The sequence below is a fragment of the Paracoccus aestuariivivens genome (assembly GCF_009711225.1).
Lineage (GTDB): Bacteria > Pseudomonadota > Alphaproteobacteria > Rhodobacterales > Rhodobacteraceae > Paracoccus > Paracoccus aestuariivivens.
This window is the reverse complement of sequence record NZ_WMIE01000012.1, coordinates 13,951-40,476: the sequence shown is the minus strand read 5'-3', so window position 1 is coordinate 40,476 and position 26,526 is coordinate 13,951. Positions and strand designations below refer to the sequence as shown.

Annotated in this window: 20 protein-coding genes; 11 read left to right on the top strand and 9 right to left on the bottom strand. The window is 63.1% G+C overall.

The features are described from left to right. Positions 1-6 precede the first annotated feature (6 nt). Genes GL286_RS16005 through GL286_RS15990 form a run of 4 tightly spaced genes read left to right on the top strand, consistent with a single transcriptional unit; the run spans position 7 to position 4,807 of the window. A complete protein-coding gene (locus tag GL286_RS16005) occupies positions 7-1,542 on the top strand; it encodes an ABC transporter ATP-binding protein (RefSeq protein WP_155096585.1) in 1,536 nt (511 codons plus the stop codon). Beyond that, positions 1,532-2,581, top strand: coding sequence for an ABC transporter permease (locus GL286_RS16000; RefSeq protein ID WP_155096584.1), 1,050 nt, complete (start codon positions 1,532-1,534; stop codon positions 2,579-2,581). Before GL286_RS16005 ends, GL286_RS16000 begins: the two co-directional genes overlap by 11 nt. Beyond that, entirely contained in the window at positions 2,578-3,525 is a 948-nt protein-coding gene (locus GL286_RS15995) for an ABC transporter permease (protein WP_155096583.1), read from the top strand. Before GL286_RS16000 ends, GL286_RS15995 begins: the two co-directional genes overlap by 4 nt. A gap of 10 nt (positions 3,526-3,535) precedes the next feature. Next, positions 3,536-4,807, top strand: a complete 1,272-nt coding sequence (locus GL286_RS15990; RefSeq protein WP_155096582.1) for an amidohydrolase family protein — start codon at positions 3,536-3,538, stop codon at positions 4,805-4,807. Here GL286_RS15990 and GL286_RS15985 read toward each other — a convergent pair. Together GL286_RS15985 and GL286_RS15980 are read right to left on the bottom strand one after the other, a co-directional pair. Continuing rightward, positions 4,804-5,925 (bottom strand): FUSC family protein, encoded by a 1,122-nt coding sequence (locus tag GL286_RS15985; protein WP_155096581.1) that lies wholly within the window; start codon positions 5,923-5,925, stop codon positions 4,804-4,806. The two genes, GL286_RS15990 and GL286_RS15985, sit on opposite strands and share 4 nt — an antisense overlap. Beyond that, a complete protein-coding gene (locus GL286_RS15980; RefSeq protein WP_155096580.1) occupies positions 5,922-6,383 on the bottom strand; it encodes a MarR family winged helix-turn-helix transcriptional regulator in 462 nt (153 codons plus the stop codon). Before GL286_RS15980 ends, GL286_RS15985 begins: the two co-directional genes overlap by 4 nt. Positions 6,384-6,517: 134 nt before the next feature. Here GL286_RS15980 and GL286_RS15975 point away from each other — a divergent pair, with 134 nt between their 5' ends. The 4 genes from GL286_RS15975 to GL286_RS15960 all read left to right on the top strand — a co-directional run bounded on the left by GL286_RS15975 (position 6,518) and on the right by GL286_RS15960 (position 12,901). After that, on the top strand, positions 6,518-7,090 hold the full coding sequence (locus tag GL286_RS15975; RefSeq protein WP_155096579.1) for a TetR/AcrR family transcriptional regulator: 573 nt from the start codon (positions 6,518-6,520) through the stop codon (positions 7,088-7,090). 49 nt (positions 7,091-7,139) lie between these two features. Beyond that, the gene (locus GL286_RS15970) at positions 7,140-8,312 is read left to right on the top strand and encodes an efflux RND transporter periplasmic adaptor subunit (protein ID WP_170295239.1); all 1,173 of its coding nucleotides are present in this window, start codon (positions 7,140-7,142) and stop codon (positions 8,310-8,312) included. Positions 8,313-8,318: 6 nt separating this feature from the next. Then, positions 8,319-11,438, top strand: coding sequence for an efflux RND transporter permease subunit (locus tag GL286_RS15965; RefSeq protein WP_155096578.1), 3,120 nt, complete (start codon positions 8,319-8,321; stop codon positions 11,436-11,438). 74 nt (positions 11,439-11,512) lie between these two features. Next, a complete protein-coding gene (locus GL286_RS15960; protein ID WP_155096577.1) occupies positions 11,513-12,901 on the top strand; it encodes an efflux transporter outer membrane subunit in 1,389 nt (462 codons plus the stop codon). 39 nt (positions 12,902-12,940) lie between these two features. On the opposite strand, the gene GL286_RS15955 is transcribed toward GL286_RS15960, so the two are convergent. Next, entirely contained in the window at positions 12,941-13,402 is a 462-nt protein-coding gene (locus GL286_RS15955) for an Lrp/AsnC family transcriptional regulator (protein ID WP_155096576.1), read from the bottom strand. 124 nt (positions 13,403-13,526) lie between these two features. Here GL286_RS15955 and GL286_RS15950 point away from each other — a divergent pair, with 124 nt between their 5' ends. Beyond that, positions 13,527-15,599, top strand: a complete 2,073-nt coding sequence (locus GL286_RS15950) for an alpha-ketoacid dehydrogenase subunit alpha/beta (RefSeq protein WP_155096575.1) — start codon at positions 13,527-13,529, stop codon at positions 15,597-15,599. 1 nt (position 15,600) lies between these two features. Further along, positions 15,601-16,737, top strand: coding sequence for a dihydrolipoamide acetyltransferase family protein (locus GL286_RS15945; RefSeq protein WP_155096574.1), 1,137 nt, complete (start codon positions 15,601-15,603; stop codon positions 16,735-16,737). Here GL286_RS15945 and GL286_RS15940 read toward each other — a convergent pair. Next, positions 16,734-17,153 carry a hypothetical protein gene (locus GL286_RS15940; RefSeq protein WP_155096573.1) on the bottom strand — a complete coding sequence of 140 codons (420 nt, stop codon included), beginning with the start codon at positions 17,151-17,153 and terminating at the stop codon, positions 16,734-16,736. The two genes, GL286_RS15945 and GL286_RS15940, sit on opposite strands and share 4 nt — an antisense overlap. 204 nt (positions 17,154-17,357) lie before the next feature. Between GL286_RS15940 and GL286_RS15935 the strand changes: the two genes are divergently transcribed. Further along, complete coding sequence (locus tag GL286_RS15935) at positions 17,358-18,635, top strand: solute carrier family 23 protein (RefSeq protein ID WP_155096572.1); 1,278 nt, start codon at positions 17,358-17,360, stop codon at positions 18,633-18,635. Positions 18,636-18,681: 46 nt separating this feature from the next. Here the strand turns inward: GL286_RS15935 and GL286_RS15930 are convergent, their stop codons facing one another. The 5 genes from GL286_RS15930 to GL286_RS15910 are packed head-to-tail and all read right to left on the bottom strand — an operon-like array spanning position 18,682 to position 26,438. After that, the gene (locus GL286_RS15930; protein ID WP_155096571.1) at positions 18,682-20,076 is read right to left on the bottom strand and encodes a hypothetical protein; all 1,395 of its coding nucleotides are present in this window, start codon (positions 20,074-20,076) and stop codon (positions 18,682-18,684) included. Continuing rightward, a complete protein-coding gene (locus GL286_RS15925) occupies positions 20,073-21,161 on the bottom strand; it encodes a family 8 glycosyl hydrolase (protein ID WP_246184987.1) in 1,089 nt (362 codons plus the stop codon). Before GL286_RS15925 ends, GL286_RS15930 begins: the two co-directional genes overlap by 4 nt. Beyond that, complete coding sequence (locus GL286_RS15920) at positions 21,161-23,392, bottom strand: cellulose biosynthesis cyclic di-GMP-binding regulatory protein BcsB (RefSeq protein ID WP_155096570.1); 2,232 nt, start codon at positions 23,390-23,392, stop codon at positions 21,161-21,163. Before GL286_RS15920 ends, GL286_RS15925 begins: the two co-directional genes overlap by 1 nt. Further along, positions 23,389-25,722, bottom strand: coding sequence for a UDP-forming cellulose synthase catalytic subunit (gene bcsA, locus GL286_RS15915; protein WP_155096569.1), 2,334 nt, complete (start codon positions 25,720-25,722; stop codon positions 23,389-23,391). The genes GL286_RS15920 and bcsA overlap by 4 nt, the downstream gene beginning before the upstream one ends. Then, the gene (locus GL286_RS15910) at positions 25,719-26,438 is read right to left on the bottom strand and encodes a hypothetical protein (RefSeq protein ID WP_155096568.1); all 720 of its coding nucleotides are present in this window, start codon (positions 26,436-26,438) and stop codon (positions 25,719-25,721) included. Before GL286_RS15910 ends, bcsA begins: the two co-directional genes overlap by 4 nt. Positions 26,439-26,526 lie beyond the last annotated feature (88 nt).

Here is a 26,526-nt window from a genome sequence, read left to right as displayed (position 1 = left end):
CCGGCGATGAGCGGGACTGCCCCCAAGTCGCGGCCCGTCGCGCTGCGCCTTGACGGCATCACCAAGCGCTTTGGCGCGGTGCTGGCGAATGACGCGATCTCGCTTGAGGTCGCGCAGGGCGAGGTTCTGGCCCTGCTGGGGGAAAACGGCGCGGGCAAGACCACGCTGATGAATATCCTGTTCGGCCATTACACCGCCGATCAGGGCCGTATCGAGGTTCTGGGCGAGGCGCTGCCCGCAGGCCAGCCCCGCGCCGCGCTGGATCGCGGCGTCGGTATGGTGCACCAGCATTTCACGCTGGCCGAGAACCTGACGGTGCTGGACAATCTGCTGCTGGGCACGCGACCCCTGTTCGGTTTGCGGCTCAATCGCGGGGCGGCGCGGGCGCGGATTGCGGCCTTGGCGCAGGATTTCGGTCTGGCGGTCGATCCAGATGCGCGGGTCGCCGATCTGTCGGTCGGCGAGCGTCAGCGGGTCGAGATCCTGAAGGCGCTTTATCGCAAGGCGCGCGTCCTGATCCTTGACGAGCCGACCGCCGTTCTGACCCCGCAAGAGGCCGAGGCGCTGTTCGCCACCCTGCGTCATGCGGTGGCGCAGGGGCTTGCGGTGATCTTTATCTCGCACAAGTTGCACGAGGTGATCGGGATTGCCGACCGCGTGGTCGTGCTGCGGCATGGTCGGGTCGTGGGCGAAGTGGCCGTGGCAGATACCGATCCGGCGCGACTTGCGGCGATGATGGTCGGGGCCGAGATCAGATCCCCCGCGATCCCGACCGTCGCGGAAGGCGCAGTCGCGCTGCGGCTGGAGCGTGTCGCGACGCAAGGGTTCCACCCCGATCTGGTCAATGCCAGCCTTGATCTGGTGGCGGGGCGGATCACCGGATTGGCGGGCGTCTCGGGGAACGGGCAGGGGGCGCTGGCGGCGCTGATCGCGGGGCTGGCCGTGCCTGTCGCGGGCCGGTTCCAGATCGGTGGGCGCGACATTCCGGACTGGTCTCCACTGGCCGCTATCGGTCAGGGCGTCGCCCGCATCCCCGAGGACCGCCATCACGCAGGCACGATCGGCGATTTCACCCTGACCGAAAACGCGGTGATCGAGCGGCTTCGCGATCCGCGCTTCTCGCGGCATGGCTGGATCGACTGGCGCGCCGCGCGCCGTCATGCGGAAGGGCTGATCTATGGCTATGACATCCGTTGCTCCGGCCCCGATGCCCGCATCCGCCTGCTTTCGGGGGGGAATATGCAGAAACTGATCCTTGGACGCGCGCTGGAAGAAAGCCCCGCGATCATTCTGGCCAACCAGCCGGTGCGCGGTCTGGATATCGGCGCGGTGCGCTTCGTGCAGGAGCGCCTGCTTGCGGCAAGGGCGCGCGGGGCGGCGATCCTGCTGATATCCGAGGATCTGGAGGAGGTCATGGCGCTGTCGGATGTCATCCACGTGATCTCGGACGGGCGGCTGTCGCCGCAATTTCCGCGTGGTTCGATGAGCGCGGCGGATCTGGGGCTGTGGATGGCGGGGCAGGGGTTCGATCATGCGGCTTGAGCCGATCGCTGACCCAAGCCCGATGCGGCGGGTGCTGCCTGTTGTTATCGCGCTGGCCGCGACGGTCATTCTGGCAGGTTTTCTGGCGCTGGTTTCGGGGTCCGATCCGATGGCGGTGCTGGGACTGATCGTGAAAGGCGCGGTCGGCTCGAAATTCGCTGCGCTCGAGACATTGAACCGCGCGACGCCCCTGATCTTTACCGGACTTGCGATTGCCGTCGCGTTTCGTGCGCGGCTTTGGAATATCGGGGCCGAGGCGCAGCTTTATGCGGGCGCCTTGGTGACGGTGCTGTTGGGGACCGGCGCACTGCCCTTGCCCGCGCCGGTGCTGATCCCCGTCATGGCGCTGGGGGCCATCGTCGCAGGGGCCGCGATGCTGGTCGGTCCGGCGCTGTTGAAGCTGCGCCTTGGCGTCGATGAGGTGGTGACCACGCTTTTGCTGAATTTCGTGATGCTGCTGTTCATCTCGATGCTGCTGGAGGGGCCACTGAAAGACCCGATGGGAATGGGATGGCCGAAATCCGCGCCTTTGCTGAAAGAGGCGCGGTTGCCGCGGATCGTGTCGGGGTTGCGGCTGCATTGGGGCTTCGGGCTGGCGCTGATCGCTGCGTTGGCGGTTTGGCTGCTGGACCGCCACACTGTGGCGGGCTTTGAAATGCGGGCGGTCGGCGCAGGTGAGACTGCTGCCCGTTTCGCCGGTATCCGCGTGCCGCGCGTCGTGATCCGCACCGCGGTCCTTTCCGGCGGCCTTGCGGCCTTGGCTGGCTTTTCCGAGGTGGCGGGGCTGAAAGGGAACCTGACGCTCGATCTGTCACCGGGCTATGGCTATACCGGCATTGTCGTCGCGATGCTGGCGGGGCTGAACCCGCTGGGGGTGGTGCTGTCGGCCCTGTTCGTTGCGGCTATCTTTGTCGGAGCGGACAGCATGAGCCGCGCGGCGGGCGTTCCGACCTATATCGCGGATATGCTGTTGGCTTTCGCCCTGCTTGCCATGGTGCTGGCGCTGACCATGACCCGTTACCGGTTGCGCCGCGCATGAGCGAGATTTTCACCATTATCGCCTCGGTCAGTTTGTGGGTCGCGATGGTCCGCATCGCCTCGCCGCTGATCTTTGCCACATTGGGCGAGTTGCTGTGCGAACGCGCGGGCGTGCTGAACCTTGGGATCGAGGGGATCATGGTCGCGGGGGCCTTTGCGGGCTGGTTCGCGGCCTATTCGGGCATGGGACTTTGGCCTGCGGTCGGGGTGGCGTTTCTGACCGGCATGGGGTTCGGGGCCTTGCATGCGTTGCTGACGGTGCTGTTCGGCCTGTCGCAGCATGTCGTCGGCATCGGGATCACGCTGCTGGCCTCGTCATCAAGCTATTTCGCCTATCGGCTGGCCTTGCCCGAGGTGACGTCTCCGCCCAAGATCGAGGCTTTCGCGACTTGGCCGGTGCCAGTCCTGTCGCAGATCCCGTTGATCGGGCCGGTGCTGTTTTCGCAGACGCCGCTGACCTATCTGGCTTACGGTCTGGCCATCGCGCTTGCGCTGGTTCTGGCGCGTACGCCGCTGGGGCTGGCAATCCGTGCGGTTGGGGAAAACCCGACCTCGGTCGAGGCGCAGGGCTTGTCAGTCGCGGGCCTGCGCTCGGGCGCGGTCATCGCGGGGTCGGGGCTGATGGCGGTGGGCGGGTCGTTCCTGACGCTGTCGGCTTTCAACTCGTTCTTCTTCGAGATGGTGAACGGGCGCGGCTGGATCTGTATCGCGCTGGTGGTGTTCGGCGCATGGAAACCGGGCAAGGCGGTGGCGGGGGCGTTCCTGTTCGCGGCGTTTGATGCGTTGCAGATCCGGTTGCAGCAGACTCCGCTGGGGGCGCATCTGCCCTATCAGATTTTCCTGATGCTGCCCTATCTGCTGTCGATCCTTGCGCTGATCGTCACCTCGCGGCGGGCTTCGGTGCCTGCGGCTTTGATGCAGCCCTTCCGCAAGGGCGAAAGATGAAAGGACCGTCATGTTCGACCTGATCGTGAAAGGGGGCGTGCTGCCCGATGGCACCCGCGCCGATATCGGCATCACGGGTAATCGCATCGCGGCGGTGGAGATTCTGCCGGATGACATTGAAGCGGGCGAGATCATCGACGCGACCGGAGATCTGGTCAGCGCGCCCTTTGTCGATCCGCATTTTCACATGGATGCCACGCTGAGTTATGGCACGCCGCGCATCAATGCCTCGGGGACGCTGCTGGAGGGGATTGCGCTTTGGGGAGAGTTGAAACAGATCGTCACCGTCGATCAGATGGTCGAGCGCGGGCTGGCCTATTGCGATTGGGCGGCCAGCATGGGTTTGCTCGCGATCCGCAGCCATGTCGATACCTGCGACGACCGGCTGCTGGGCGTTCAGGCGATGCTGGAACTGCGCGAGAAGGTGCGGGACTATATCGATCTGCAACTGGTGGCTTTCCCTCAGGACGGGTTCTACCGCGACCCGACCGCGCGCGAGAACACGATCCGCGCGCTGGATATGGGCGTCGAGGTCGTCGGCGGCATCCCGCATTTCGAGCGCACAATGCATGACGGGGCCGACAGCTTGCGCGAGCTATGCCAGATCGCAGCGGACCGCGGGCTGATGGTCGATATCCATTGCGACGAGACCGACGATCCCATGTCGCGCCACATCGAGACGCTCGCCTATGAAACGCAGCGGTTGGGTTTGCAGGGCAGGGTGGCGGGCAGTCATCTGACCTCGATGCATTCGATGGACAATTACTATGTCTCGAAACTGCTGCCGCTGATTGCCGAGGCGGGGATTTCGGCCATTCCGAACCCGCTGATCAACATCATGCTGCAAGGTCGGCATGATACATTCCCGAAGCGGCGCGGCTTGACCCGCGTCAAGGAAATGCAGGCCCATGGCATCCGCGTCGGCTGGGGTCAGGATTGCGTGCTGGACCCGTGGTATTCGCTGGGCACGGCGGACATGCTGGACGTGGCCTTCATGGGTCTGCATGTCGCGCAGATGTCCGCACCCGCCGAGATGGCGCGGTGTTTCCAGATGGTGACGGAAACCAACGCGCAAATTCTGGGGCTGGACGATCTGGGGCTGGCGGTGGGCAAGCGCGCTTCGCTGGTCGTGCTGGATGCCGCGAATCCGATCGAGGCGCTGCGGCTGCGACCGGCGCGGCTTGCGGTCGTGTCGCAGGGCAAGGTCATTTCGCGCACGCCGCGTGGCGATGCCACGCTATCTTTGTCCGGACGGCCGTCGCATCTGCGGCGTCGCGCCTAGCCCGCGGCCAGTTTCGAGGCGTGGTGGCGGGCAAAATAGGCCCGATCATCCAATGTCGAGAAAACGAGCGCGACCAGCATCCCGAGGGCGATGCCCAGCAGGGTGTCCAGAACCCGCTCGGACGCCATCGCCGCGCCTGTGGATTGCGGGGCGGCGAGATAGCTCATCAGCAAGGCCATCGGCGTGACAAGAATCTGGCCAAGCCCGTAATTGGTGCCGATGATCATCTCGGTCGAGAATTGCAGCATGATCAGGATCGCGATGATCGCCCAGACCGAGGGCTGATGGATCAGGATCAGCCACACGAGGACGGCTCCGGCCATGGTGCCCGCCATGCGTTGCGCTGCCCGGGCCATGACGAGATGCAGGTATTGGCTCTGGATGACGACAATCGCGCCCATGGCAGCCCAGACGGGATGATGTGCGCCAAGGGCGTGGCTGCCGAACGCGGCGACTCCTGTGCCCATCGCGATCCGGATCGATGCGATCAGGCGGTGTGACAGGGGGCGGAGGGGTTCGACCGGAAAATGGCGATCCGGACCAGCGGCGTGCCGCAGGCGCTCGGACAGTCGGCAAACCGTCCAGCCAAGCGCGGCGACAACGCCGGTGGCCAGAACACGCTGCGCAATTTCGCCCCATGATCCGACCGGTGCCATGGCAGCACCCGCAGCGAAAACAAAGATGAGCATGCCCGGAGGGCCGAACTGCCCCGTGACCGTCAGGAAATAGCTGACGCCGCCAAACAGCGCGAGGAGCAGAAGTTGCTGGCTGGCGCTGGCGCCAAGGAAGGTGGCAAGCGACATCAGCAGCACAGCCGATATCTGGATTAACGCGCAGAACAGGACGATCCGGCTGCGCTGCCCCGAGGGTGCGAACCGGCCGAACAGGGCGACCAGTGCGCCAAGAGAACCATAGCCGATCATCTGGGGCCAAGGCGATATTTCGATCAACGGCAAGGCGATGGCCAAGGTCAGGGCGGCTTGCACTCCGGCCAGCGCTGCGTTGCGCAACGAGGGTTGACGGGCAAGCGTCACGCTGTCGCGGATATGCTGGCGATGCAGTAATTGCCGCGCGGTGCTGATCCGGCCGGTCGCCGCGATGGTGTCGGGCGTCGTCATGCGTCGGCCTCGGGTGTCGGGGCGAGCAGCCGTCGCTCGATCTTCTCGAAGCTGGTCAGGATGTTGGCAAGTTCCTGATCGCTGATGTCGAGCAGAAGTTCCTGTTCCGCCGCGACAAGCTGCTCGCGGATCTGGGCGACGCGTTGGGTGCCGAGTTCGGTCAGATGGATCAGTCTGGCGCGTCCGTCATGTTCGTCATGGCGACGTTCGACCAGTCCCTCTCGACACAGGAAGTCCAGCACGCGGACCAGGCTTGAACCATCGACCCCGACCAGCGCTGCCAGTTCCTTTTGCGAGATCCCGCCTCCGGTTTCCTGTAGGTGGATCAGCGGCACCCAACTGGCATCCGTCAGCCCCGCCGCCGCCAGGCGGGCGTCGATGCTGCGTCGCCAGCGGCGTGCGAGCAATGAAAAGCGGATGCCGAAACGGCTGCGGGGAGAGGTCGGGATCTGGGACATGCGGGCTTTCTAGCCGAATATAGTTTGATTTGCAATTCAAATTATATTTGATGCGGCGTAAGGCTGGCTGCGGCGACTTGACGCGTCGGTTTTATTTATTTACGAACGATCGTATTGAAAAAGGGACCGACCAGATGGGCCGCAAGCGCACGATCGATCGCGAAGACCTGATGCGGGCAGTCGAATCCGTCGCGCGCCGCGATGGAATCGGTGGCCTGAGCATCGACGCCGTCGCGAAAGAGGCGGGCGTCAGCAAGTCCAGCGTGGTCTATGATTGCGAAACCAAGGCTGGTCTGCTGGCCGCATTCACCCGACATCAACTGACGCAGCATCGGGAAAAATTCGAACCCATTCTTGCGCGTTATCAGGGTCAGCCTAATGCCTGTCTGAAAGCCCTGATCGAGAATTTCCGCACCGCGCCCACGGACGAAGACATCGCCATGGCGTTGCTTCTGAGCGTCGGGATGGGCGCGAATGCTGAATGCCGCGACATCATGCGCTGCGAAATGCAGCGCGATGCCGAAACCATCCGGGCCGAGGCTGCCGAGCCGCATCTGATGTTGCGCGTCCTTCTGACCCTGCACGGCATGGCCTTCCTCGAGTTCTACGATCTGCATCGTTTCGAAGAAACCACCCGCAACGAGCTGCTGGATGAGCTTATGGGCATCGCAGAAAGCGATGAAGGTGCGCCAAACCCGCAAGATTGATTAATTCGCCTCTCCCCTCCTCCCCCCTCCTGATCTGAAGGTCAGAAACATGCTTATCGCAAAAATGCCTGGCAGCTTTGTCTGCCTGATGGCCGGCTTTGCCTTGCTTGCAGGTCCGGTCGCCGCCCAACAATTGCCGCCCGCCATCGTCAGCGTGCAGACGCTGAAACACGAACCGCTCCCGGTTGTGAACGAATTGCCGGGCCGCGTTGCTGCGACCCGCACGGCCGAAGTGCGTCCGCGTGTCGGCGGCATCGTCATCAGCCGCGTCTTCGAACAGGGTAGCCTGATCAAGGAAGGCGATGTGCTTTACAAGATCGATCCGGCGACCTTTGCCGTCCGCGCGGCCAGCGCCGAGGCGACCTTGGCTCGTGCCGAGGCGACGCGCCAGAATGCCCAGGACCAGATGGAACGGGCCAGGGCGCTGCGCGAGCGCAAGGTGACGGCTGGCGTCGATCTGGAAAACGCCACCACCGTTCTGGCGCAGGCCGAAGCCGATGTTGCGATTGCCCGCGCTTCGCTACAGGAAGCCCAGCTGAACCTTGGCTATACCGATGTGACCGCCCCGATCTCGGGCGTGGTTGGCCGTGCTCTGGTCACCGAAGGCGCATTGGTCAGTGGCCAGACTGACATCATGGCGACGATCCAGCAGCTTGATCCGGTCTATGTTGACGTCACGCAGTCTTCGTCGGATCTGTTCGCGCTGCGCCGTGCTCGGGACGCGGGAACGTTGATGATGGCAACCTCGGACGAGGCCAGCGTGCAACTGATGTTCGATGACGGCACGGCCTATGCCCATTCCGGCAAGCTGCTGTTCTCGGAGGCCAGCGTGGACAGCACCACGGGCCAGATAACGCTGCGGGCCGAATTCCCGAACCCCGATGGCGATCTGCTGCCCGGTCTTTACGTCCGCGCCCGCATCGAGCAGGCCGTGCGTGAAAAGGCACTGACCATTCCGCAAATGGCGGTCCAGCGCGATCAGGCCGGTCAGGCCTATGTCTATGTGATGAAGGACGCTGACACGGTCGAGCGGCGCAATGTCCGTCTGGGCCAGACCACCGACAGCCGCTGGCTGGTGGAAGATGGCCTGCACGAGGGCGATCAGGTTGTCGTCGCGGGTGCGCAGAAGCTGTACCCCGATGCCAAGGTCGTCGCCGAACCCGTCGAGACCAAGGCCAAGGCAGAAGCCGAAACGCCCGCCGCGTCGGAACAGCAGGGATAAGCAGGCATGGCACAATTCTTTATCACCAGACCAGTTTTGGCCTGGGTGATCTCGATTTTCATCGTGATTGCCGGTCTGCTGGCGCTGCCATCGCTGCCCGTGGCGCAATATCCGCAGGTGGCGTGGCCGCAGATCACCATCGGCACGTCCTATACCGGCGCGTCACCGGGCGAGATCAACCAGTCGGTCGCACAGCCGATCGAGGAAGAACTGAACGGCGTCGAGGGGCTGGCTTATTACGAATCCGTCTCGGACAGCTCGGGCGCGATGTCGATCACCGCGACATTCGAACCGGGGACCGATATTGCCCGCGCTCAGGTCGATGTGCAGAACGCCGTCGCCCGTGTCGAACCCTTGTTGCCGCAAAGCGTTGTGGATCAGGGGGTTCTGGTCGAAGAGGCTGGAACGGGCTTCCTGATGATGGTCGCGCTGACCTCGGAGGACGGCACGTTCGATGACATCGCCCTTGGCGATTACATCAACCGCAACGTCGCCGGAGAGATCCGCCGGATCGAGGGCGTCGGTCGCGCGCAGGTCTTTGCACCCGAACGCGCGCTGCGGATCTGGGTCGATCCCGACAAGATGACCGGCCTGAACCTGTCCACCGCCGAGGTGGTCGCTGCCGTTCGCGCCCAGAACGCGCAGGTCGCGGCAGGCAAGGTAGGTGCCGATCCGAACCCGATGGGTCAGCAACTGACCGCGACCGTGCTGATGAAAGGCCAATTGGAAGATCCCGACGAATTCGGCAAGATCGTCCTGCGTGCCAATCCTGACGGCTCGGCGGTTCTTCTGCGCGACGTGGCGCGGATCGAGATCGGATCGGAAAGCTACAGCTTTGCCTCGCGCATCAATGGCAAACCTGCCGCCGCCATCGGCGTGCAATTGTCATCGGCGGGCAATGCGCTGAACACCTCGGAGGCCGTCCATCACAAGATGGAGGAACTGTCGCGCTTCTTCCCGCAGGGCATCAGCTATTCGATCCCCTATGACACGACGCCCTTCGTCGAGGCATCCATCGAAAAGGTGCTGCACACGCTGGTCGAGGCGATGGTGCTCGTCTTTATCGTGATGTTCCTGTTCCTCCAGAACATCCGCTACACGCTGATCCCGACGATTGTCGTGCCGATCGCCCTGATGGGGACGCTTGCGGTCATGCTGGTCGCGGGCTTCTCGATCAACGTGCTGACCATGTTCGCGATGGTTCTGGCCATCGGCATCCTTGTCGATGACGCCATTGTGGTCATCGAGAACGTCGAGCGGATCATGGCGACCGAAGGGCTGCCCCCGCGCGAGGCCACGCAAAAGGCCATGGGCCAGATCTCAGGCGCGATTGTCGGCATCACGCTGGTTCTGGCGGCGGTGTTCATCCCGATGGCCTTCTTCCCCGGCTCGTCGGGCATCATCTACCGTCAGTTCGCGCTTACCATGGTGGTGGCGATCCTGTTCTCGGCGTTCCTTGCCCTGACCCTGACGCCTGCACTATGCGCGACCTTCCTGAAACCGATCTCGGGACATCACGAGCGCAAGGGCTTCTTCGGCTGGTTCAACCGCAACTTCGACCGCCTGACCAACCGCTATGCCGCCAGCGTTACGCTGGTCACGCGGCGGCGGCTGGTGATGATGGCGTTCTATCTGGTTCTGGTTGCGCTGACCGGTCTGGGCTTTGCCCGCCTGCCGACCAGCTTCCTGCCGAACGAGGATCAGGGCTTTATCATCACGGATGCCCAGACGCCTCCGACGGCCAGTTCGAACCGGACCGACGAGGTGCTGGCGCAGGCCACGACGATGTACAAGCGCAACGAGGCGGTCGAAAACGTCGTTTCGATCCGAGGCTTCAGCTTCTCGGGGCAGGGGCCGAATGCGGGTCTGATCTTTGTCACCTTCAAGGACTGGTCCGAGCGTTCGCAATCCGCGCAAGAGATCGCCGGTGCCGCGAATATGGAGATGTTCACCTATAAGGACGCGCAGATGTATGCGCTGTCGCCGCCGCCCATTCCGGGCTTCGGCACCTCGGGCGGGTTCAGTTTCCGGCTGCAGGACCGCGCCGGACAGGGGCAGGAGCCCTTGATGGCCGCCGCCCAGCAGATCATCGGCGAGGCGAACAAAGGGGGCATCGTCACCGGCCTGCGCGTCGAAGGACTGCCCGCCGCCGCGCAGGTCTTTGTCACCATCGACCGCGAAAAGGCGAATGCGTTCGGCGTCAGCTTTGCCGATGTTTCGGCCACGATCTCGCAATATCTGGGGTCGGCTTACGTCAACGACTTCCCGAATGCGGGCAAGATGCAGCGCGTCATGCTGCAGGCCGAGGAAGGCTCGCGCATGCAGGCCGAGGATATCCTGAAGCTGACCGCGCGGAACTCGAATGGCGGCATGGTCCCGTTCTCGTCCTTTGCCAGCGTGACCTGGGAACAGGGCGCATCGCAGGTGGTCGGCTATAACGGCTATCCGTCGGTGCGGATCGCGGGCTCGGCTGCGCCGGGTTACAGCTCGGGTGCCGCCATGGCCGAGATGGAGCGTCTGGCCCAAGCCTTGCCGCAGGGTTTCGGCTATGAATGGACCGGCCAATCGCTGGAGGAAATCCAGTCCGGCTCGCAATCGACGCTGCTGTTCGCGATGAGCGTGCTGTTCGTGTTCCTGTTGCTGTCGGGCCTTTATGAAAGCTGGTCGATCCCGCTTTCGGTGATGTTGGTGGTGCCCTTGGGTGTCTTGGGTTGCGTGTTGGCCGTGATCCTGCGCGACATGCCCAACGACATCTACTTCAAGGTGGGTCTGATCGCGATCATCGGTTTGTCGGCCAAGAACGCCATCCTGATCGTTGAATTCGCCAAGGAACTTCAGGAAGGGGGTAAGACCCTGATCGAAGCGGCGGTCGAGGCGGCGCGTCTGCGGTTCCGTCCGATCCTGATGACCTCGATGGCGTTCACGCTGGGCGTGGTTCCGTTGGCGATTGCGACCGGCCCTTCGGCGGCCAGCCAGAACGCTATCGGTACAGGTGTGATCGGCGGCATGGTCGCGGCAACGGTGCTGGCGGTGTTCTTTGTGCCCGTCTTCTTCGTGTTCGTGCTGGACCTGTTCAGCCGGTTCACGAGCAAGGGCCGCAAGGCCGCACAGACTTCGGCAAGCTGAAAGCAGCCTGCCGACGCGCGGGCGGGATCGCTCCGGTCCTGCCCGCGCCCTTTTTCTTCCATCGAATGATCGCCATGACACAGAACATCCATGTTTCGCGCCGCCTGCTTCTGGGCGGGCTGGCTTCGGCATTTGCGCTGTCGGCCTGTTCGCCTACGGCTTATACCGCCCCGAAAACCGATCTGCCGACGCGGTTTATGTCGGATTCTCCGGCCAGACGGGCGGGCTCGAACGCATGGTGGTCGGCGTTCCGCGACAGCCAGCTGGACGGTCTGGTCCAGTCGGGTCTGGACCGGAACCTTGACGTGCAAAGCGCCGTCGCGGTCATCCGCGAGGCCGAGGCCAATGCCCGTGGCATCGGTGCGAACGACCTGCCGCAGGTCAGTCTTGAGGGCACCGGAAATCGCGGGATCGGCAGCAGTGCGGCATCTGTTTCCGCAAGTACCTCGGCGACGCTGGGCGTGTCATGGCTGATCGACATTTTCGGGGCGAACCGCGCCGCGCGGCGTGGTGCTTCGGCGCAGGTCGATGCCGCCTATCTGTCCGCCGAGGTCGCCCGCCTGACGGTCGCCAGCGCCATCGCCTCGGCCTATGTCGATCTGCGCTATTACCAGTCCGCGCTGTCCCTGACGCGGCAAAGCCTTGAAAGCCGCAAGCGCACTCTGGCGCTGACCCGCGAACAGGATTTCTTGGGCAGCGTGTCGCGTGTCGAGGTCTTGCAGGCGGAACAATTGGTCACTCAGGCAGAGGCGGCGCTGCCCGCACTGGAGGTCGGTTACGACCAGTCGATCAACCGCCTTGCGACCCTGACCGCCGGTCGCAGCAGCGATCTGGCCGCGCGCTTGCGCAAGGGCAGCGGCCAGCCGCGCGCCAGCTACCGCGCCAGCGTCGGTGTTCCGGCCGATGTCATCCGCGTGCGTCCCGATGTCGGTGTCGCCGAGCGCAACCTCGCGGCCTCGGTCGCGGCGGTCGGCGAAGCCGAAGCGGCCTTCTATCCCAAGCTGACGCTTTCGGGTTCGGTCACGCCGACCAATCTGTCCGGTGGCGGCAGCCTGAAAACATGGGGATTTGGTCCGCAGATCTCGGTCCCGCTGTTCACCGGCGGGGCGAACCGTGCGAACCTGTCGGCAGCTCAAGCGCGGGCCGAGCAGGCGCGTCTGGCGTGGCAGGCCTCGGTGCTGAACGCCGTCGAAGAGGTCGAGAATGCCCTTGCCGCCTATAACCGCGACGGTCGTTCGGTCGCATCCCAGACCCGTCTGGTGGCCAATGCCAGCGAATCCGTAAGCTTGGCCCGCACCACCTACGAGCTTGGCGAAGCGGGTTTCTTCCCTGTTCTTGACGCCGAACGGACGTTGTTGTCCGCGCGTCAGGATCTGGCCAATGCGGTGCGTCAACAGGCGCTGAACTTTGTCGCGCTCAGCGCGGCTTCGGCAGGTGGTGTTGGTCTGGCCAAAGCCAGATAAAGACCTGCGGCCTCGGGCAGACTGTCCGGGGCCGCGCTTTCAGACCGGAATGGCTGTTGTGTGCTTCACCCGACGCAGCACGAAGATCGAGGACGAACTGGCAATCGCCGGATGATCCAGAATGCCGTGCATCAGGACCCGCTCGTAATCGGCGACGTCTTCGGCCACGATATGCAGCATGTAATCCCAGTCGCCGCTGATCGAGTAGCATTCGACGACGTCTTCCTGCGCCTCGATAAAGGCCTCGAAGGCGGCGCGCATGGCGCGGCTCTGGTTCTTCATCCGGATCTCGCAGAAGACATCCAGCCCGCGACCCAGACGCGCCGGATCGACCAGCCTGACCGGCGGGCGAAGGATGCCGGCCTCCTCGAGCGCCTTTACCCGCCGCCAGCAGGACGCGGCCGACGAGCCGATCCTTTCCGCCAATTCCTGATTGGACAGGCCACCCTCGCGTTGCAGGGCGGCGATGATCTTGCGGTCTATCGAATCAAGTTGGGGCATTTGTTTCACTAATTATGCAAATGTGAAGCAAGCGTCTCATAAATCCATTTAATGTCGAGTTGATTGAAAGGAATATTCGCGGCGGCGGCGTAAAATTTCTCTCGAGGGAACGGGAGGAAAGATCATGGTCCGAGCAGCCGCTGTTTCGACGTTGCGCAATGCACCGGATATCGCCGTGGATTGGAGAATGGTCCTGCGCCACATGGCGCTGAGCCGCGCGCTGGACGAGATGGAGGAAACCCGCCTCGTGCCCGAAAAGAAGGTGCTGTATCAGTTTTCGGCCCGCGGGCACGACATGGCGCAGGTGTTGCTGGGCTTGCAACTGACCGCTCGGCATGATGCAGTCTGCGGCTATTATCGCTCGCGCCCGCTATTGCTGGCGCTGGGGATCGGGGCTGATGACGCGCTGGGTTCGGCCATGGGTCGGGCGGGGGGGTATTCGGGCGGGCGCGATATCGGTGTCGTGTTCAATCACCCCAACCCCGACGGTGCGTCGGCCCTGCCAATGAGCGGCGGGGTCGGGGCGCAATACACGCCGACCGCCGGATGGGCGCAGGCGCTGGAATACCACGCCAAGGTTCTGGGCTCGGAGGATCACGCGCGGTCGATCTCGGTTGTGCTGGGGGGCGACGGTTCGGTCGCATCGAACGGGTTCTGGTCGGCGCTGACCATCGCCACGACGCAGAAATTGCCGATGTTGTTCTATATCGAGGATAACGGCTTTGGCATCTCGGTGCCTTCGACCTTTCAGACACCGGGGGGAAATATCGCTGAAAATCTGGCCTCTTGGCAGGGGCTGACGATCCTTTCCGGCGACGGGACCGATCCCGCCGAAGCCGCCACGTTGATTGCCGAAGCCGTGGCGATTGTGCGCGAGGACCGCGCTCCGGTCCTGCTGCGTCTGACTGTTCCGCGCTTGCAGGGGCATAGTTTTCAGGACACCCAGACCTATAAATCCGACAAGGTGGTGGATGCTGAATGGGCGCGTGATCCTTGGCGGCGGCTGAAATCCTATCTGGTTCCGACGCGGATCAGTGCGCAGGATTGGGAGGCTGAATTGCGGACCGCCTCGGAAACGGCCGAAGCCGCACTGATCGCGGCCGAGGCCCGCCCGTTGCCTGTCCCGTCGTCGGTCATGCAGCATGTCTTTTTCGATGGCGAGATGCAGCAGGTCGGCGGTCGAGCCGACTGGTCGCCTCCGGCGATTGTGGATACCGCCCGCCCCGAGGGTCAGCGCATCAACATGGTCACCGCGATCCGGCGCGTGCTGGAGCAAGAACTGACCTCGAACCCGCGCATGGTCGTATTCGGCGAGGATATCGGGCAGAAAGGCGGGGTTCATGCCGTCACGCTGGGATTGCAGGACAAGTTCGGCACGTCGCGGGTTTTCGACACCTCGTTGTCCGAAGAAGGAATTATCGGTCGCGCTGTCGGTATGGCTTTGGCCGGCTTGCTGCCGGTTCCCGAGATCCAATTCCGGAAATATGCCGAACCGGCGACCGAACAGTTGAACGATTGCGGGTCGATGCGGTGGCGGACGAACAACCGTTTCGCCGCGCCGATGGTGGTGCGGATGCCGGTCGGCTTTTTCAAATGTGGCGATCCGTGGCACAGCCAGACAAATGAAGTGGCGTTCCTTCATAGCCCCGGATGGATGGTGGCCTCTCCTTCGAATGCCGAAGATGCAGTGGGACTGCTGCGGACCGCGCTACGCGGCAATGATCCGGTGATCTTTCTGGAACATCGCGCCATGCTGGACCATTCATGGGCGCGCAGGCCATGGCCCGGAGACGATTTCGCGTTGCCCTTTGGCAAGGCGCGACTGGTTGCCGAAGGGCAGGACGCCACCATCGTCACATGGGGCGGGATGGTCGATCGCTGCGCCGAAGCCGCGCTTGGTCTGTCGGTCGATGTCATTGATCTGCGCACGCTGTCGCCTTGGGACCGCGAGGCGGTTCTGGCCTCGGTCCGGAAGACGCATCGCTGCCTGATCGTGCATGAGGACCTGCAAACCGCCGGTTTCGGGGCCGAGATCGCTGCAATGGTCGCCAAGGATGCCTTCACGGCGCTGGATGCTCCGGTCGAGAGGCTGACGATGCCCGATATTCCCAGTCCGCATAATCCGGTGCTTCTGGAATGGGCCGTGCCCTCGGTCGCGGCGATCCGGTCAAAACTAGACGATCTGATGGGGTTCTGAGATGACCGATGTTCTGGTTCCGCTTGAACAAGAGGGTACCGAAGCCGTGGTGGCAAGCTGGCTTCGCGCCATCGGTGATCACGTCGAGGCCAACGATCCCTTGGTCGAGCTCGAGACCGACAAGGTTGCGGTCGAGGTCCCGGCTCCGGTCTCGGGCCGGTTGGTCGAGATCATGATCGGGACAGGTGCGCAGGCAAAGCCGGGCATGGTTCTGGGCCGGATCGAGGTGGGAGAAGTCGCGCCCCCCGCAAAGGCAAAGGACATGTCGGACTGGCACTCTCCGGCGGTGCGCAAGGCATTAGCGGAAAGCGGGCTTGATCCGGCCCGGATCACAGGGACGGGGCGCGACGGGCGGTTGACCCGCGCGGATGTGGACCGTGCCGTTGCGGAAGGGGCGCGACAACCTGCGAAGGTCGCGCGGGCCGATATGCCCAGCCATTCCGTCCCACATGACCAGATGCGGCTTGCGATTGCGCGGAACATGCTGAAATCGGTATCGGAAGCGCCGCAGGTGACAGCGGTGTTCGAAGCAGATTTCAGTGCCATCATGGCGCATCGCGCCCAGCACAAAGCGGCATTCGCGGCCGAGGGGATGGCGCTGTCCTATACGCCCTATCTGGTGATCGCTGCGGCCATGGCCATGCAAACCGTGCCGCAGGTCAATAGCCGGTGGCATGACGACCGGCTCGAGATTTTTCACGACGTGAATATCGGCATCGGCACGGCGCTTGGTGACAAGGGGCTGGTCGTTCCCGTCATCCGCAAGGTGCAAGACATGTCCTTGCGTGGAGTGGTGAGATCCTTGCAAGACCTGACCCAGCGTGCGCGCGAGGGAAAGCTGTCGGTCGAAGACATGCGTGGCGGAACGTTTACCATTTCAAACCATGGCGTTTCGGGATCGCTACTGGCCGCGCCGGTAATCATCAATCAGCCGCAATCGGCCATTCTGGGCGTTGGCAAGCTTGAGAAACGCGTCGTGGTGCGCGAGGTGGGCGGAGTGGATACGATCCAGATCCGGCCCATGGCCTATGTTTCGTTGACGATAGATCATCGGGTTCTGGACGGCCATCAGACCAACACATGGCTGACTGCCTTTGTCACCGTTCTGGAAAGCTGGGGCGCGACAGCGTCGTTCTAGTTCGAGAAGGCCTGAATAAGGTTCATCACCGCCAGAACCTTTTGTGTGCCGGAATCGACGCGGTAGATGCGATTGTCGTCGCGATAGTAATCCCATCCGCGCCGGTCTTGCAGATCATAGCGGCGCGGATCGCGGATGATGACGTAATCGCCGACGCGCAGCACGTCCCCGACGCGATTGCCGTAATGGCTGGCATGTTTGCGGGCCTGACCCGGAGGCACGCAACGCGGGTGCTTCTTGGCCAATCCGGGCGGGCAATCCGCGATATAGCCATATGAGCGGTATGGCTCGTGCCGATCCTGCTTGTGACCGGATTTGTGCTTGTGATGCCCTCGACCGGGATCGGCCGCAGCCGGAGTGGCAACGAATGCCGATGTCGCGATTGCGGCGATTGCGAGCGATGAAATCAGCCTCATTGTTGTGTCTCCTCACCAAGCGGGGCTCATCATATATCCCGCGAAAGGGCCGTCCGGTTGCATCGGATTTTCTGATCGGCGGGTCGTTGCCGATGCGACGTTGTGGAAAATTGGTCGCATCAACGCCTCGAGATGCCGCTTTCGCTGGCATTCCTCGCTGCATCCGCGCATGAGCAGATCAGATCAATCTACCCGAGAGACGTGATGAGCTATTTCCCTCATTGGCGCCCAGCCACTGGCGCCACTGTCTTGCCCGATGAAAGGCTGCCGATAGCCGCAGCCCTGCCGATGAGCCTGCAGCATTTGCTGGCGATGTCGGGCTCGACCATATTGGCACCCCTGATCATGGGCTTCGATCCCAATGTCGCGATCTTCTTTTCGGGCATCGGGACGCTGCTGTTCTTCGTCCTGACCGGCGGCCGCGTGCCGAGCTATCTTGGCTCGTCCTTCGCGTTCATCGCGGTGATCATGGCCGCGACCGGCTTCGCTGGCGGAGGACCGAACCCGAATATCGCCGTCGCCCTTGGCGGCATCATCGCGGCCGGTGCGCTTTATGCGCTGATCGGCGTCGTGGTCATGGCTGTCGGCGCGGGTTGGGTCGAAAAGCTGATGCCGCCCGCCGTCACCGGCGCGATCGGCATGGCCATCGGTCTGAACCTTGCGCCAGTCGCGGTGAAACAGCTTGCCGGCACCTTTTCCCATCTGGGCATCGCGCTTGCGACGGTTCTGTGCATGGCAGCCGTTTCAGTCTATGGCGGGAAGGCCACGCGCCGCATCGCCGTGCTGATCGCGCTGCTGTTCGGCTATGCGCTGGTTCTGGTGTTCGGAAACGGTGCAGGTCTGGTTCAGGGCATTGATTTCAGCGCCGTCGCCGCAGCCTCGTGGTTCGGGGTGCCGAACTTTACCGCGCCGAAGTTCGAATGGGGGGCGGTTGGCCTGATCGCTCCGGTCGCGATTGTTCTGGTGGCTGAAAACCTTGGCCATATCAAAGCATTGGGTTCGATCACCGGCCAGAACATGGACCGCTATATCGGTCGCGGCTTCCTAGCCGACGGGTTGGCGACGATGGTTGCGGGTGCGGGCGGCGGCACGGGCGTCACCACCTATGCCGAGAATATCGGCGTCATGGCGATGACCAAGGTCTACTCGACGCTGATCTTCCCGATGGCGGCTGTCATCGCCATTCTGCTGGGCCTGTCGCCGAAATTCGGCGCGATCCTGCAAACCATTCCGGCTCCGGTGCTGGCGGGGCTTGCGGTGTCGGTCTTTGGTTTGATCGCATCGGCAATGGCGCGGATCTGGGTCGACAACAAGGTTGATTTCTCGGACCCGCGCAACCTGTTCACCGTGGGTGTCGCGCTGATCTTCGGCGCGGGCGACTTTACCGTGAATCTGGGAGGTTTTGCCTTGGGTGGTATCGGGACGTCGACGCTGGCCGCACTGGTCCTGTACCAACTTCTTGGCATGAAGCGTCGCGCCTGACGGCGACGGATGCCTGCCGGGCGGTCGCCGCCCGGCAGGTCTTCAACTATTCGGCGGAACTTGCCGCCAGACCGCGACGGGTGTCGTTTGTCGAAAGCTCGTTGTTGAGGCGGCGGAATTCGGCATAGGCCTTGGGTCGCTGGTTCGCGTTCAAATAGGCATAGGCGCGCAGGATCGCCAGATCGCGGCGGAGATTGCCGGTCAACTGCTCAAGCGCGTCCAGATAGCGGATCGAATCGCGGAAGCGGCGCTCGCGATAGGCTTTGACGCCGCGCTGGTCCAGAATTTGCCGCTCGATATCGACGCGTTGCTGGCGGGTGAAGTCGGTGACGGCGGCGATCCGCGATGCCTGCTCGGTCATGCCGGCCTTCAGATAGGACAATGCCAGACCATATTGCGCCTCGCGTTGCTGCTGTGCGGTCAGGCGGCCGGACAAGGCGGTCCGGAAATCTGCCATCGCTTCCATCGTGCGCTCGAGATTATAGACGCACCATGCCCGCTCGAGCACAGTAGCGGCGTTGCGCGCATTCGCGGTGCGGGCCACACATTGGGCGGGGCTTTCCGACCTGCCCGCACGGGGCGCCGTGCGCGGCTGCGCGTTTGCGGCCGCTTCGGCCCGACGGGCCTGGGCTTTCGGTTGCACAGGTGCTTCGGGCGCGGCCTGCGCAACTGGGGCAGCGGGTTGGGTGCGCGCGGATTGCGTGGTTGTGGCCGGTGCCGGAGTGCGGACCGAGTTCGCCGCGCCACGTCCGGCCATCAGGCGCTGCAATAGGGCTTCAAAGCGTGGGGCTTCGGCCGGAAAGCGGCTGCTTGCTTGCGCCACCATCGCGCGCAATTCTGCTTCGCTGCTGACTGGATCGGCCTTTTCAATCGTCGAGCCGAGATCCGAGGGATTCACGCATGCGCCGATGATTGCGCGGTAGGTTGCCAGAGCCTCGGCCTTGTTGCCTGCGGCCTTCTGGCCATCCGCGATCCGCCATGCGTTGTTGATCCGGTCACAGCGCAACAGACCCGGATTTCGCGCCGCGACCGAGCGCGCAAGATCCACATTGTCGCTTTCCAGTGCGCTATCGAGGGCGCGTTGACCGGCAGCCGTTTCGAGCTGCGTCGTCATATCTGCGGGGGGCGTCCAGTTCGGATAGTCCTGGCGCATCGCTGCCAGGGTATCGCGCGCCTGATCGACTTGACCGGCCGCGATCTGCTTGTAGAACGTGTCGATTTCGGTGCGCGGCGCGCTGCTGGACAGGCGGCTGAGATCGGCGGGCGGCGTCCATTGCGGGTATTTCAGCCGCAAGCGACGCAGCTCGGCTTCGACAGCGGCGGTGTCGCCGCCTTGGACATAGATGTTCAGGGCCAGAAGCTCGTCCGGCGGCGGACTTTCCTGAGCATAGGCAGGAAGCGCGGCAAGGATCGCGGCGGCAAGAAAGGCGGATCTGATCATATCGGCACGCATTTCGGAAACTGGGTGGCTTGGGCGACGAGTGCCATCATATGCAACGTCGCGGGATAATATGGCTGTTCGGTCGTAAAGCGCGGCATGGCCGAGCCGACGCCTTTCGATGCGGCGCAAGCGCAAAGGGCAGCAACGGCAGCATAGCCTGCATGGCTACTGCGATCACGAACCTCGCGTGTTCTGGGGTCAAACACGACCGGCGTACTGTCCGTCTTGGCCGAGTCGAGTGTCGCCAGAGCGAAATTTGCGACGGCGGGCGAGCGACCGTCACCCGACCACATGGCAATCAGCGGAACACGTATCGCTTCATAGCCCGAGTTCTGTGAAAAATTTGCTGGCGGCGCTTCGACGCCCTTTGCGGTTAGCGCGATCCAGTCCGGAACCAGCCCGTCCTTTGCGAGACCGTTGATCAGCTCGACCCCCGTATCGGCCATGCTGTCCAACTGGGCGACGCCGGTCATCCGGGCCAACTCGCGCATGGCAAGCGGCATGTAATAGGACGGGTTTATGACCAGTTGCTCGGCAGTGCGGAAGCCCATTGCGGCGGGCAACATCATGATCTTGCCGCTGCCATCGGGATGGGGGACCGAGCAAAGGCGCACGATATCGTTGCAGATCTGGCGCGCGCGATCGGTCAGGTCGGGTCGTTCCTGACGTGCGCCGGCCATGGCAAGTCCCCATGCGTAGAACAGGTCGCCATCGGTGGCATTGTTGCGGTCCTGAATCGGGGGATCGGAATCCGGCTGCCAGCGCCACGCCATCAGCGCATCGTCACGGACGGCCAGATTGTTGTCGCTCCAACCGATGATCAGGTCGATGGCGGCACGGTCGTCAAAGATCGCGGCCAGCGTCAGGCCGTATCCTTGCCCCTCGGAATGGCTGGCCGAGTTCTGGAATCCGTCGATGACCCGACCGTCAGCCGACAGGCACAGTTTTTTCCACAGTTGCCACGATTGCTGCAAGGGATGCTCCGGCAGGAACAGGTCGGGTGTGGTCTGCGCCCGAGCCTGTAGGGGTGTGGCGGATAAAGCGACGGATGCGGCCATGAATGACAGGAAATCTCGGCGAAGCATCAGCGCAGTCTCCGTTTTCGGAACAGAATGACAATCAGCAGCGCCGGAACGATCGAGATCAATCCCAGCGTCAGCAGAACAACCGTGAACAGGAACGGCGACCAAGAGGCATAGTTGCCAAGGACTGGCAACATGTTGAGCGGTGTGACCAGATCGTCCACCTTTGGCAATTGCACCGAGGACCAGATCTGCCATGTCCCGTCATTCGACAAGAGCGCAGCGCCGCCCTCGCCAAAGCGGGTCGCGCGCAGATCGGTCAGCGCGCGGTTGATGCCGTCAAGCTGCGCCTCGGGGCCCAGAATGAGCCAAAGCGCATTGGGCTGTGTCGGGTCAATCGGCATCAGGACCGCATCGCCATGACGTCCGGCCAGCCAATCGGCGAAGCTGTCGCGTGAGTTCAGGAAAGCCGCCCGTTCCAGCTTTTCCCGCTGATGCAGGAACCAGCCCGAGATCGACTGGTCCGTTGGCGGTTCGGCGCTTGTGGCCGGAGCGTCCGTGGTGGTGCTCAGCCGATAACTTGGTGCCTGCGGTGCGGTCGAGGTGCCTGCACTGACCGCGCGCGGCAAAAGCGCGTCCTGAAGTGCCCGCGTCGGCAGATGGGCCGAGGATTTCGGAACGCTGGCAAAATCGACCAAGGTCAGCGTCACCCCCGCGTCCTGGTTTTCACTAGGCAGCAGGCTTGCCGCAAATTGCGCGGCTCCGATTTCCAGCTTGCGATGCTCGATCGCGTCGGGACTGACATTGATGCCGCCCGAAGTCAGGTTCGACAGCGGCGTCGAGATACCGCGAAGCTGCATCGCCGGAGAACGCGGCACCTCAAGCGTGGTCTCTTTGGTGACGACCAGCATATCGGTGGGATGGGGCACGCAGGCAGTGTCGGCGGGATTACCCGGCACCATCATTTCGAAGCTCAGCGTGTTCGAACCCGGATGCAGCAGTCTTGCCCCGAAATTGACGGCCAGCGGTTCAAGGATCTTGCCGCCGTCGCGGTCCAGCGGCAGCAGGCGGATGGTCTGGTCGTTGACCTTGACCAGCAGCGTTGCGCCCTTGGGTAGGTCGTCTGCGAAGCCGTATTGCAGATCCAGCCGCGCTTTCTGGTTGGCAAGCAGCAACCAGTCGTTCGGCAGGCGGAACTGGACGTCGTTGCGATAATAGCGCGTGTTGCCGATGATATCTCCGACGCCCAGATCGGCCAGACTGTGGCTTTCACCTGGTTGTAGAAGCGGTGGCAGTGCCGCTGGCAATGTGACCGAAGGCATCGCGTTGGTCAGATCCGGAGCCTCGCCATTGGCGTATTCGATCTGCATCGTGATCGCACCGCTGGCGTCCTGACGATAGCTGATCTGGCTGCGATCCGAGGCAATCAGCGCCACGGCTGCGCTTTGCTTGGGCGCGACCGAATAGAAGGACTGGATATTGATCTGGCCTTGTCCGCCCATCGCGGCCCCAAGAGAGTCGGTGACCCGGCGCAGCACTTCGATATCGGTATTGGTATCGGTCAGGATGCGCAAAGGGCGCCCCGTGCTGATCTGGTTTCCGACCGCCAGCGAGAAATTCTCGGCATTGGGGATCAGGGCCGTCGTCGGGATCTGGACACCGCTTTGGGCGAGGTCGAATTCGGTCCAGACGCCGAAACTGGCTTCGGGGCCGCAGAAGATCCGGTGTGGCTGGCGCAGCGATAGCGAGATCCGGTTCGCGCCGGGCACAAGGTCCGGTGTCGCAAAGCGCAGCATTCCGAACCCGTCGAAATGGTCCAGCTCAAGATCGACCGGATTGCCGCCATTCACCGACACTTGCAGAACAGCGGTGTCGGGCAGGACGTTGATGGCAGAGCGGGTCGCGAGCACCAGTTCGGTCGGCACTGCGATGTCCTGCGGAAGTTGCAGGCCAAGGTCGATATTGGCGACTTCGCCGGTCATGCGCAGGACGCCCGACGCGGGCAGGCTGGCGCCCATCCGGACGGTCTCGGGCAGCTTGGTCAGCGGGCGCAGGGCAAGCATCCGGGTTTTCGCCACCGCCGGAGCGGCATTTTCCGAACTGTCCCGAACCGCCGGAGCGGCATCGATTGTCGTACCCAATACGGGTTCCGGTTCGGGCGCGGCTTCGGGCTGGGTGGTTTCGGGCGGCAGGATCTGGATGACGGGTGCCTCTTGCGACAGTGCCGTGCTGGCCAGAAGGCCAAGCCCCAGCGCGATTCCGCCAAGCCCAAGCTGATTGCGGCGAGAGATCATCGTTGGACTTCCAGTTGCGCGAAGTTTTCGATCGGCGCAGGCATGGCCTGCGCGCGGTGCTCGGCGGTGTCGAAATCCGTGCCGAAGGCCATGAGATGCGCGGGCTTCTCGCTTTGGGTCGAGACCAGCGCATTCCGCCGCCGCCGCGCCGGTTCGCGCATGAAATCGCGGAAGGTTTTCGGGATCGAGGTAATCATAAGCCAGATGATATAGAACAGACCGGCAATCAGGCCCTTGCGACCGCGTGTCGCCTCGCGCTGCATGCGCCAGACCTCGCTGCTGCCGAAGATCATCTGGGCGACGGTTTCGCGCACGCGTAGCGGCTGGTCAGCAATAAAGCGCACGCCGAATGTCGTGCCCTGCTTGGCCGAGTTCAGAACGCTCAGCACGGTGGCATGGACGTCCTGCTCAAGATGGGGCGCATCCGAGAAAAGCGGGCGGAAGCTGATCTCGTCGCCCTGACGGATCGGACGGGTGCTTTCGGCGCGGTTCGCCTGATCGACGCGGATCTGGGCCCCGCTGGTCGAGACGTCGATGATCGTCGCTTTCAGGGGCACCGAGCCGGAACCCGCCCAAGAGGCGACGGCAGGCGCGTTGATGGTGACGCGTGGCGAGGCCCGGCGCTGTTGTTTCTCCGATACCGAGCGAAGCGACAGAGAGACGAGAAGCAGGTTGATGACCGCCCAGACGCCGACGACCGACAACACGCTGCGGTCACCGGGGAAGGCGATCCAACGCGCAAGCAACGCGACCACTCCGGCCACGGTCAGTCCGAACAGCCCAAGCAGCGGGCCGAAAATCGGAGAGGTGTAATCCTCGGCGAGTGTTTCGTCCTTGGCTGTCACGTTGAATTTGGCGCCGCGTGGCCGGAAAATGGTGCGGAAGATCGAACTGGCCAGATAAGGGGCCTGGGCGACCTCGTAGATTTCCGAGATCAACGGCCATCGGTAGCGGGCAAATATCGCGTTCTGAACCAGCAGGACCACGGCCATGTAGCTAAGCACATAGGCCATTGCCTCTTGGAAGGTGGTCACGACGATCTCGACACCAAAGAACAGATAGGTCAGGGGCGCAAGGATATAGACCAGCCGGACCAGCGGGAAAAACCAGAACGACATCGAGTTGATGTAGCACAGCCGCTGCAGCGGCTTGAGGCCGGGGCGGAACAGCGGGTTTTTCAGCATCAACATCTGGACCATGCCCGAGGCCCAGCGGCCACGCTGCTGGATAAAGGAAACGAAGGTCTCCGGTTGCAGCCCCGCGATCATCGCGCGGTCCAGATACAGACTGCGCCAGCCGCGGGCATGGATTTCAAGCGCCGTTTCCGCATCCTCGGTAATGGTCTCGCCGGCAAAGCCGCCGACGCTGTCCAGCGCCTTGCGCCGCAGGACCGCAGCCGAGCCGCAGAAGAACGCGCCGCCCCAGCGATCCAGACCTCGGTGGATCATGCCGTAGAACATTTCGTTTTCGGGCGGAGACTTCAGGCCAAGGTTGCGCTGGATCGGATCGGGATTGATGAAGTGGTGCGGGGTCTGGACCAGAAACAGCTTTGGGTCTTGCGCGAAATAGCCGACGGTGCGGGCCAGAAAATCGCGGGACGGCACATGGTCGGCGTCGAATACGACCACCAGATCACCGTCGAGCCGCTCAAGTGCCGCGCTCATGTTTCCGGCCTTGGCGTGTTCGTTGCGGGCGCGGGTCGAATAGATGATACCCAGCTCGGCGCAAAGCGCCTGCAACTCGGCGCGGCGGGCGCGGGCGCGGGCGGCAAGCTCGGGGTCCGGAGAATTGCAGCGTTGGTCGGTGCCGCCGTCATCGCACAGCACCACCCGCCGCCGTGAAGCCGGATAGACCATGTTCTTGGCCGCCGACAGCGTGATGCTGAGCATCTCGATCGGTTCGTTATAGGACGGAACAAGGATGTCGACGGTGGGTAAGTCCTCGAGTTCGACCTTGGGAGGAAGTCCTCGGTCCAAGGGGTCGGCAGTGATGAAGCCGCCAAGGAAGAAGACGAGGATCGAATAGGTTTCGACCAGCAAAAGCAGGATCGCGAAGATGAACGAGGCGTTCAGTCCCGGTTCGGGCAGGGTCGCGGTGACGCGCCAGAACCAGTAGCGCAGAACCACGATGCTGGAGACGGCGACCAGCGCGGTCCGTGCGATCGTGTTGGACGAAAACGGTTTGAGCAGGACCACAAGTGCGACAGCCGCAAGGCCAAGCATGGCTTGCGCGGCGTTTGAAACCGGAATTGCGCTCAACACAATCACGGGGATCAAGGTGACGATCCACAAGGTCGTCAGGATGAAGCTGAAAAACTTGTGACTTCTCATTGGCTTGGTCCCGACGCAGGAGTAATGGCGACCAGTCCGGCAGTGGGTGCGGCCAGCGGGGAAAGCATCCGGCTTTCGCCATTGCTGCCACTTGCAATCGGAGCGACGCCGATGCTGTTGCTGAACAGCGGCTCAAGCGCGTCCTGTGCTGATCCGTTGACGCAGTTGCGCAGGACGATATCCATCACCCCTGCATCGCCCGGCAGTTGCCGCATTCCTCGATCGACCCGCCTTAGGCCAAGAACGCAACTGACGCTACCGCCCAAGGTCTGCGAGGCCCAGAAATACGAACCCGAGCCGTCATCCCCGACCTGCAGATCGCCCGAGGTCAGGTTGGTGAACGGATATGGCAGCCCGCCGAACCTCGACACGATGTCTTCGAACCGGAGCCGACCATAGCTGCTCATGCCGCCATTGCGCGTCCTGAGCATCATCACGTTGTCGCCCTGAACAGTGGTCGTGTTGACCAGACTGATTCTCTGTTCGGCTCCGACTCGCAGGTTGCGCTCCAGCACGCCCCGCATTCCCGGTGCATTGACCCAAGCCTGACCGACCGAAACCGGAACGAACGGGGTGCGCTCCTCGAGTTGCGATTGGGTCAGGACCAGATTTTCCGAATCCATGACGCAGCCGGAAAGTGCTGCAACAACAATACCGAACGTGATGGTGGAACCAATGCGTCGTGCAATCGCAAGTGCGCGTCCGGCGCTTGGCATCACGTGCTGCCTGCGATCTCGTCCTGCGGTCATATTTACCCCTACTAATACTTAAGCGCGAACCTAGCCGAGTTGAAAATGCGTCACA

Bases quoted from the DNA above. Each gene is read 5' to 3' on its own strand.
- GL286_RS15975 (WP_155096579.1), top strand. From the start codon at position 6,518: ATGGGCCGCAAGCGCACGATCGATCGCGAAGACCTGATGCGGGCAGTC.
- GL286_RS15920 (WP_155096570.1), bottom strand. From the start codon at position 23,392: ATGATCTCTCGCCGCAATCAGCTTGGGCTTGGCGGAATCGCGCTGGGG.
- GL286_RS15965 (WP_155096578.1), top strand. From the start codon at position 8,319: ATGGCACAATTCTTTATCACCAGACCAGTTTTGGCCTGGGTGATCTCG.
- GL286_RS15950 (WP_155096575.1), top strand. From the start codon at position 13,527: ATGGTCCGAGCAGCCGCTGTTTCGACGTTGCGCAATGCACCGGATATC.
- GL286_RS15980 (WP_155096580.1), bottom strand. From the start codon at position 6,383: ATGTCCCAGATCCCGACCTCTCCCCGCAGCCGTTTCGGCATCCGCTTT.
- GL286_RS15910 (WP_155096568.1), bottom strand. From the start codon at position 26,438: ATGCCAAGCGCCGGACGCGCACTTGCGATTGCACGACGCATTGGTTCC.
- GL286_RS15945 (WP_155096574.1), top strand. From the start codon at position 15,601: ATGACCGATGTTCTGGTTCCGCTTGAACAAGAGGGTACCGAAGCCGTG.
- GL286_RS15955 (WP_155096576.1), bottom strand. From the start codon at position 13,402: ATGCCCCAACTTGATTCGATAGACCGCAAGATCATCGCCGCCCTGCAA.
- GL286_RS15990 (WP_155096582.1), top strand. From the start codon at position 3,536: ATGTTCGACCTGATCGTGAAAGGGGGCGTGCTGCCCGATGGCACCCGC.
- GL286_RS15970 (WP_170295239.1), top strand. From the start codon at position 7,140: ATGCTTATCGCAAAAATGCCTGGCAGCTTTGTCTGCCTGATGGCCGGC.
- GL286_RS16000 (WP_155096584.1), top strand. From the start codon at position 1,532: ATGCGGCTTGAGCCGATCGCTGACCCAAGCCCGATGCGGCGGGTGCTG.
- GL286_RS15925 (WP_246184987.1), bottom strand. From the start codon at position 21,161: ATGCTTCGCCGAGATTTCCTGTCATTCATGGCCGCATCCGTCGCTTTA.
- bcsA (WP_155096569.1), bottom strand. From the start codon at position 25,722: ATGAGAAGTCACAAGTTTTTCAGCTTCATCCTGACGACCTTGTGGATC.
- GL286_RS15960 (WP_155096577.1), top strand. From the start codon at position 11,513: ATGACACAGAACATCCATGTTTCGCGCCGCCTGCTTCTGGGCGGGCTG.
- GL286_RS15930 (WP_155096571.1), bottom strand. From the start codon at position 20,076: ATGATCAGATCCGCCTTTCTTGCCGCCGCGATCCTTGCCGCGCTTCCT.
- GL286_RS15935 (WP_155096572.1), top strand. From the start codon at position 17,358: ATGAGCTATTTCCCTCATTGGCGCCCAGCCACTGGCGCCACTGTCTTG.
- GL286_RS16005 (WP_155096585.1), top strand. From the start codon at position 7: ATGAGCGGGACTGCCCCCAAGTCGCGGCCCGTCGCGCTGCGCCTTGAC.
- GL286_RS15995 (WP_155096583.1), top strand. From the start codon at position 2,578: ATGAGCGAGATTTTCACCATTATCGCCTCGGTCAGTTTGTGGGTCGCG.
- GL286_RS15940 (WP_155096573.1), bottom strand. From the start codon at position 17,153: ATGAGGCTGATTTCATCGCTCGCAATCGCCGCAATCGCGACATCGGCA.
- GL286_RS15985 (WP_155096581.1), bottom strand. From the start codon at position 5,925: ATGACGACGCCCGACACCATCGCGGCGACCGGCCGGATCAGCACCGCG.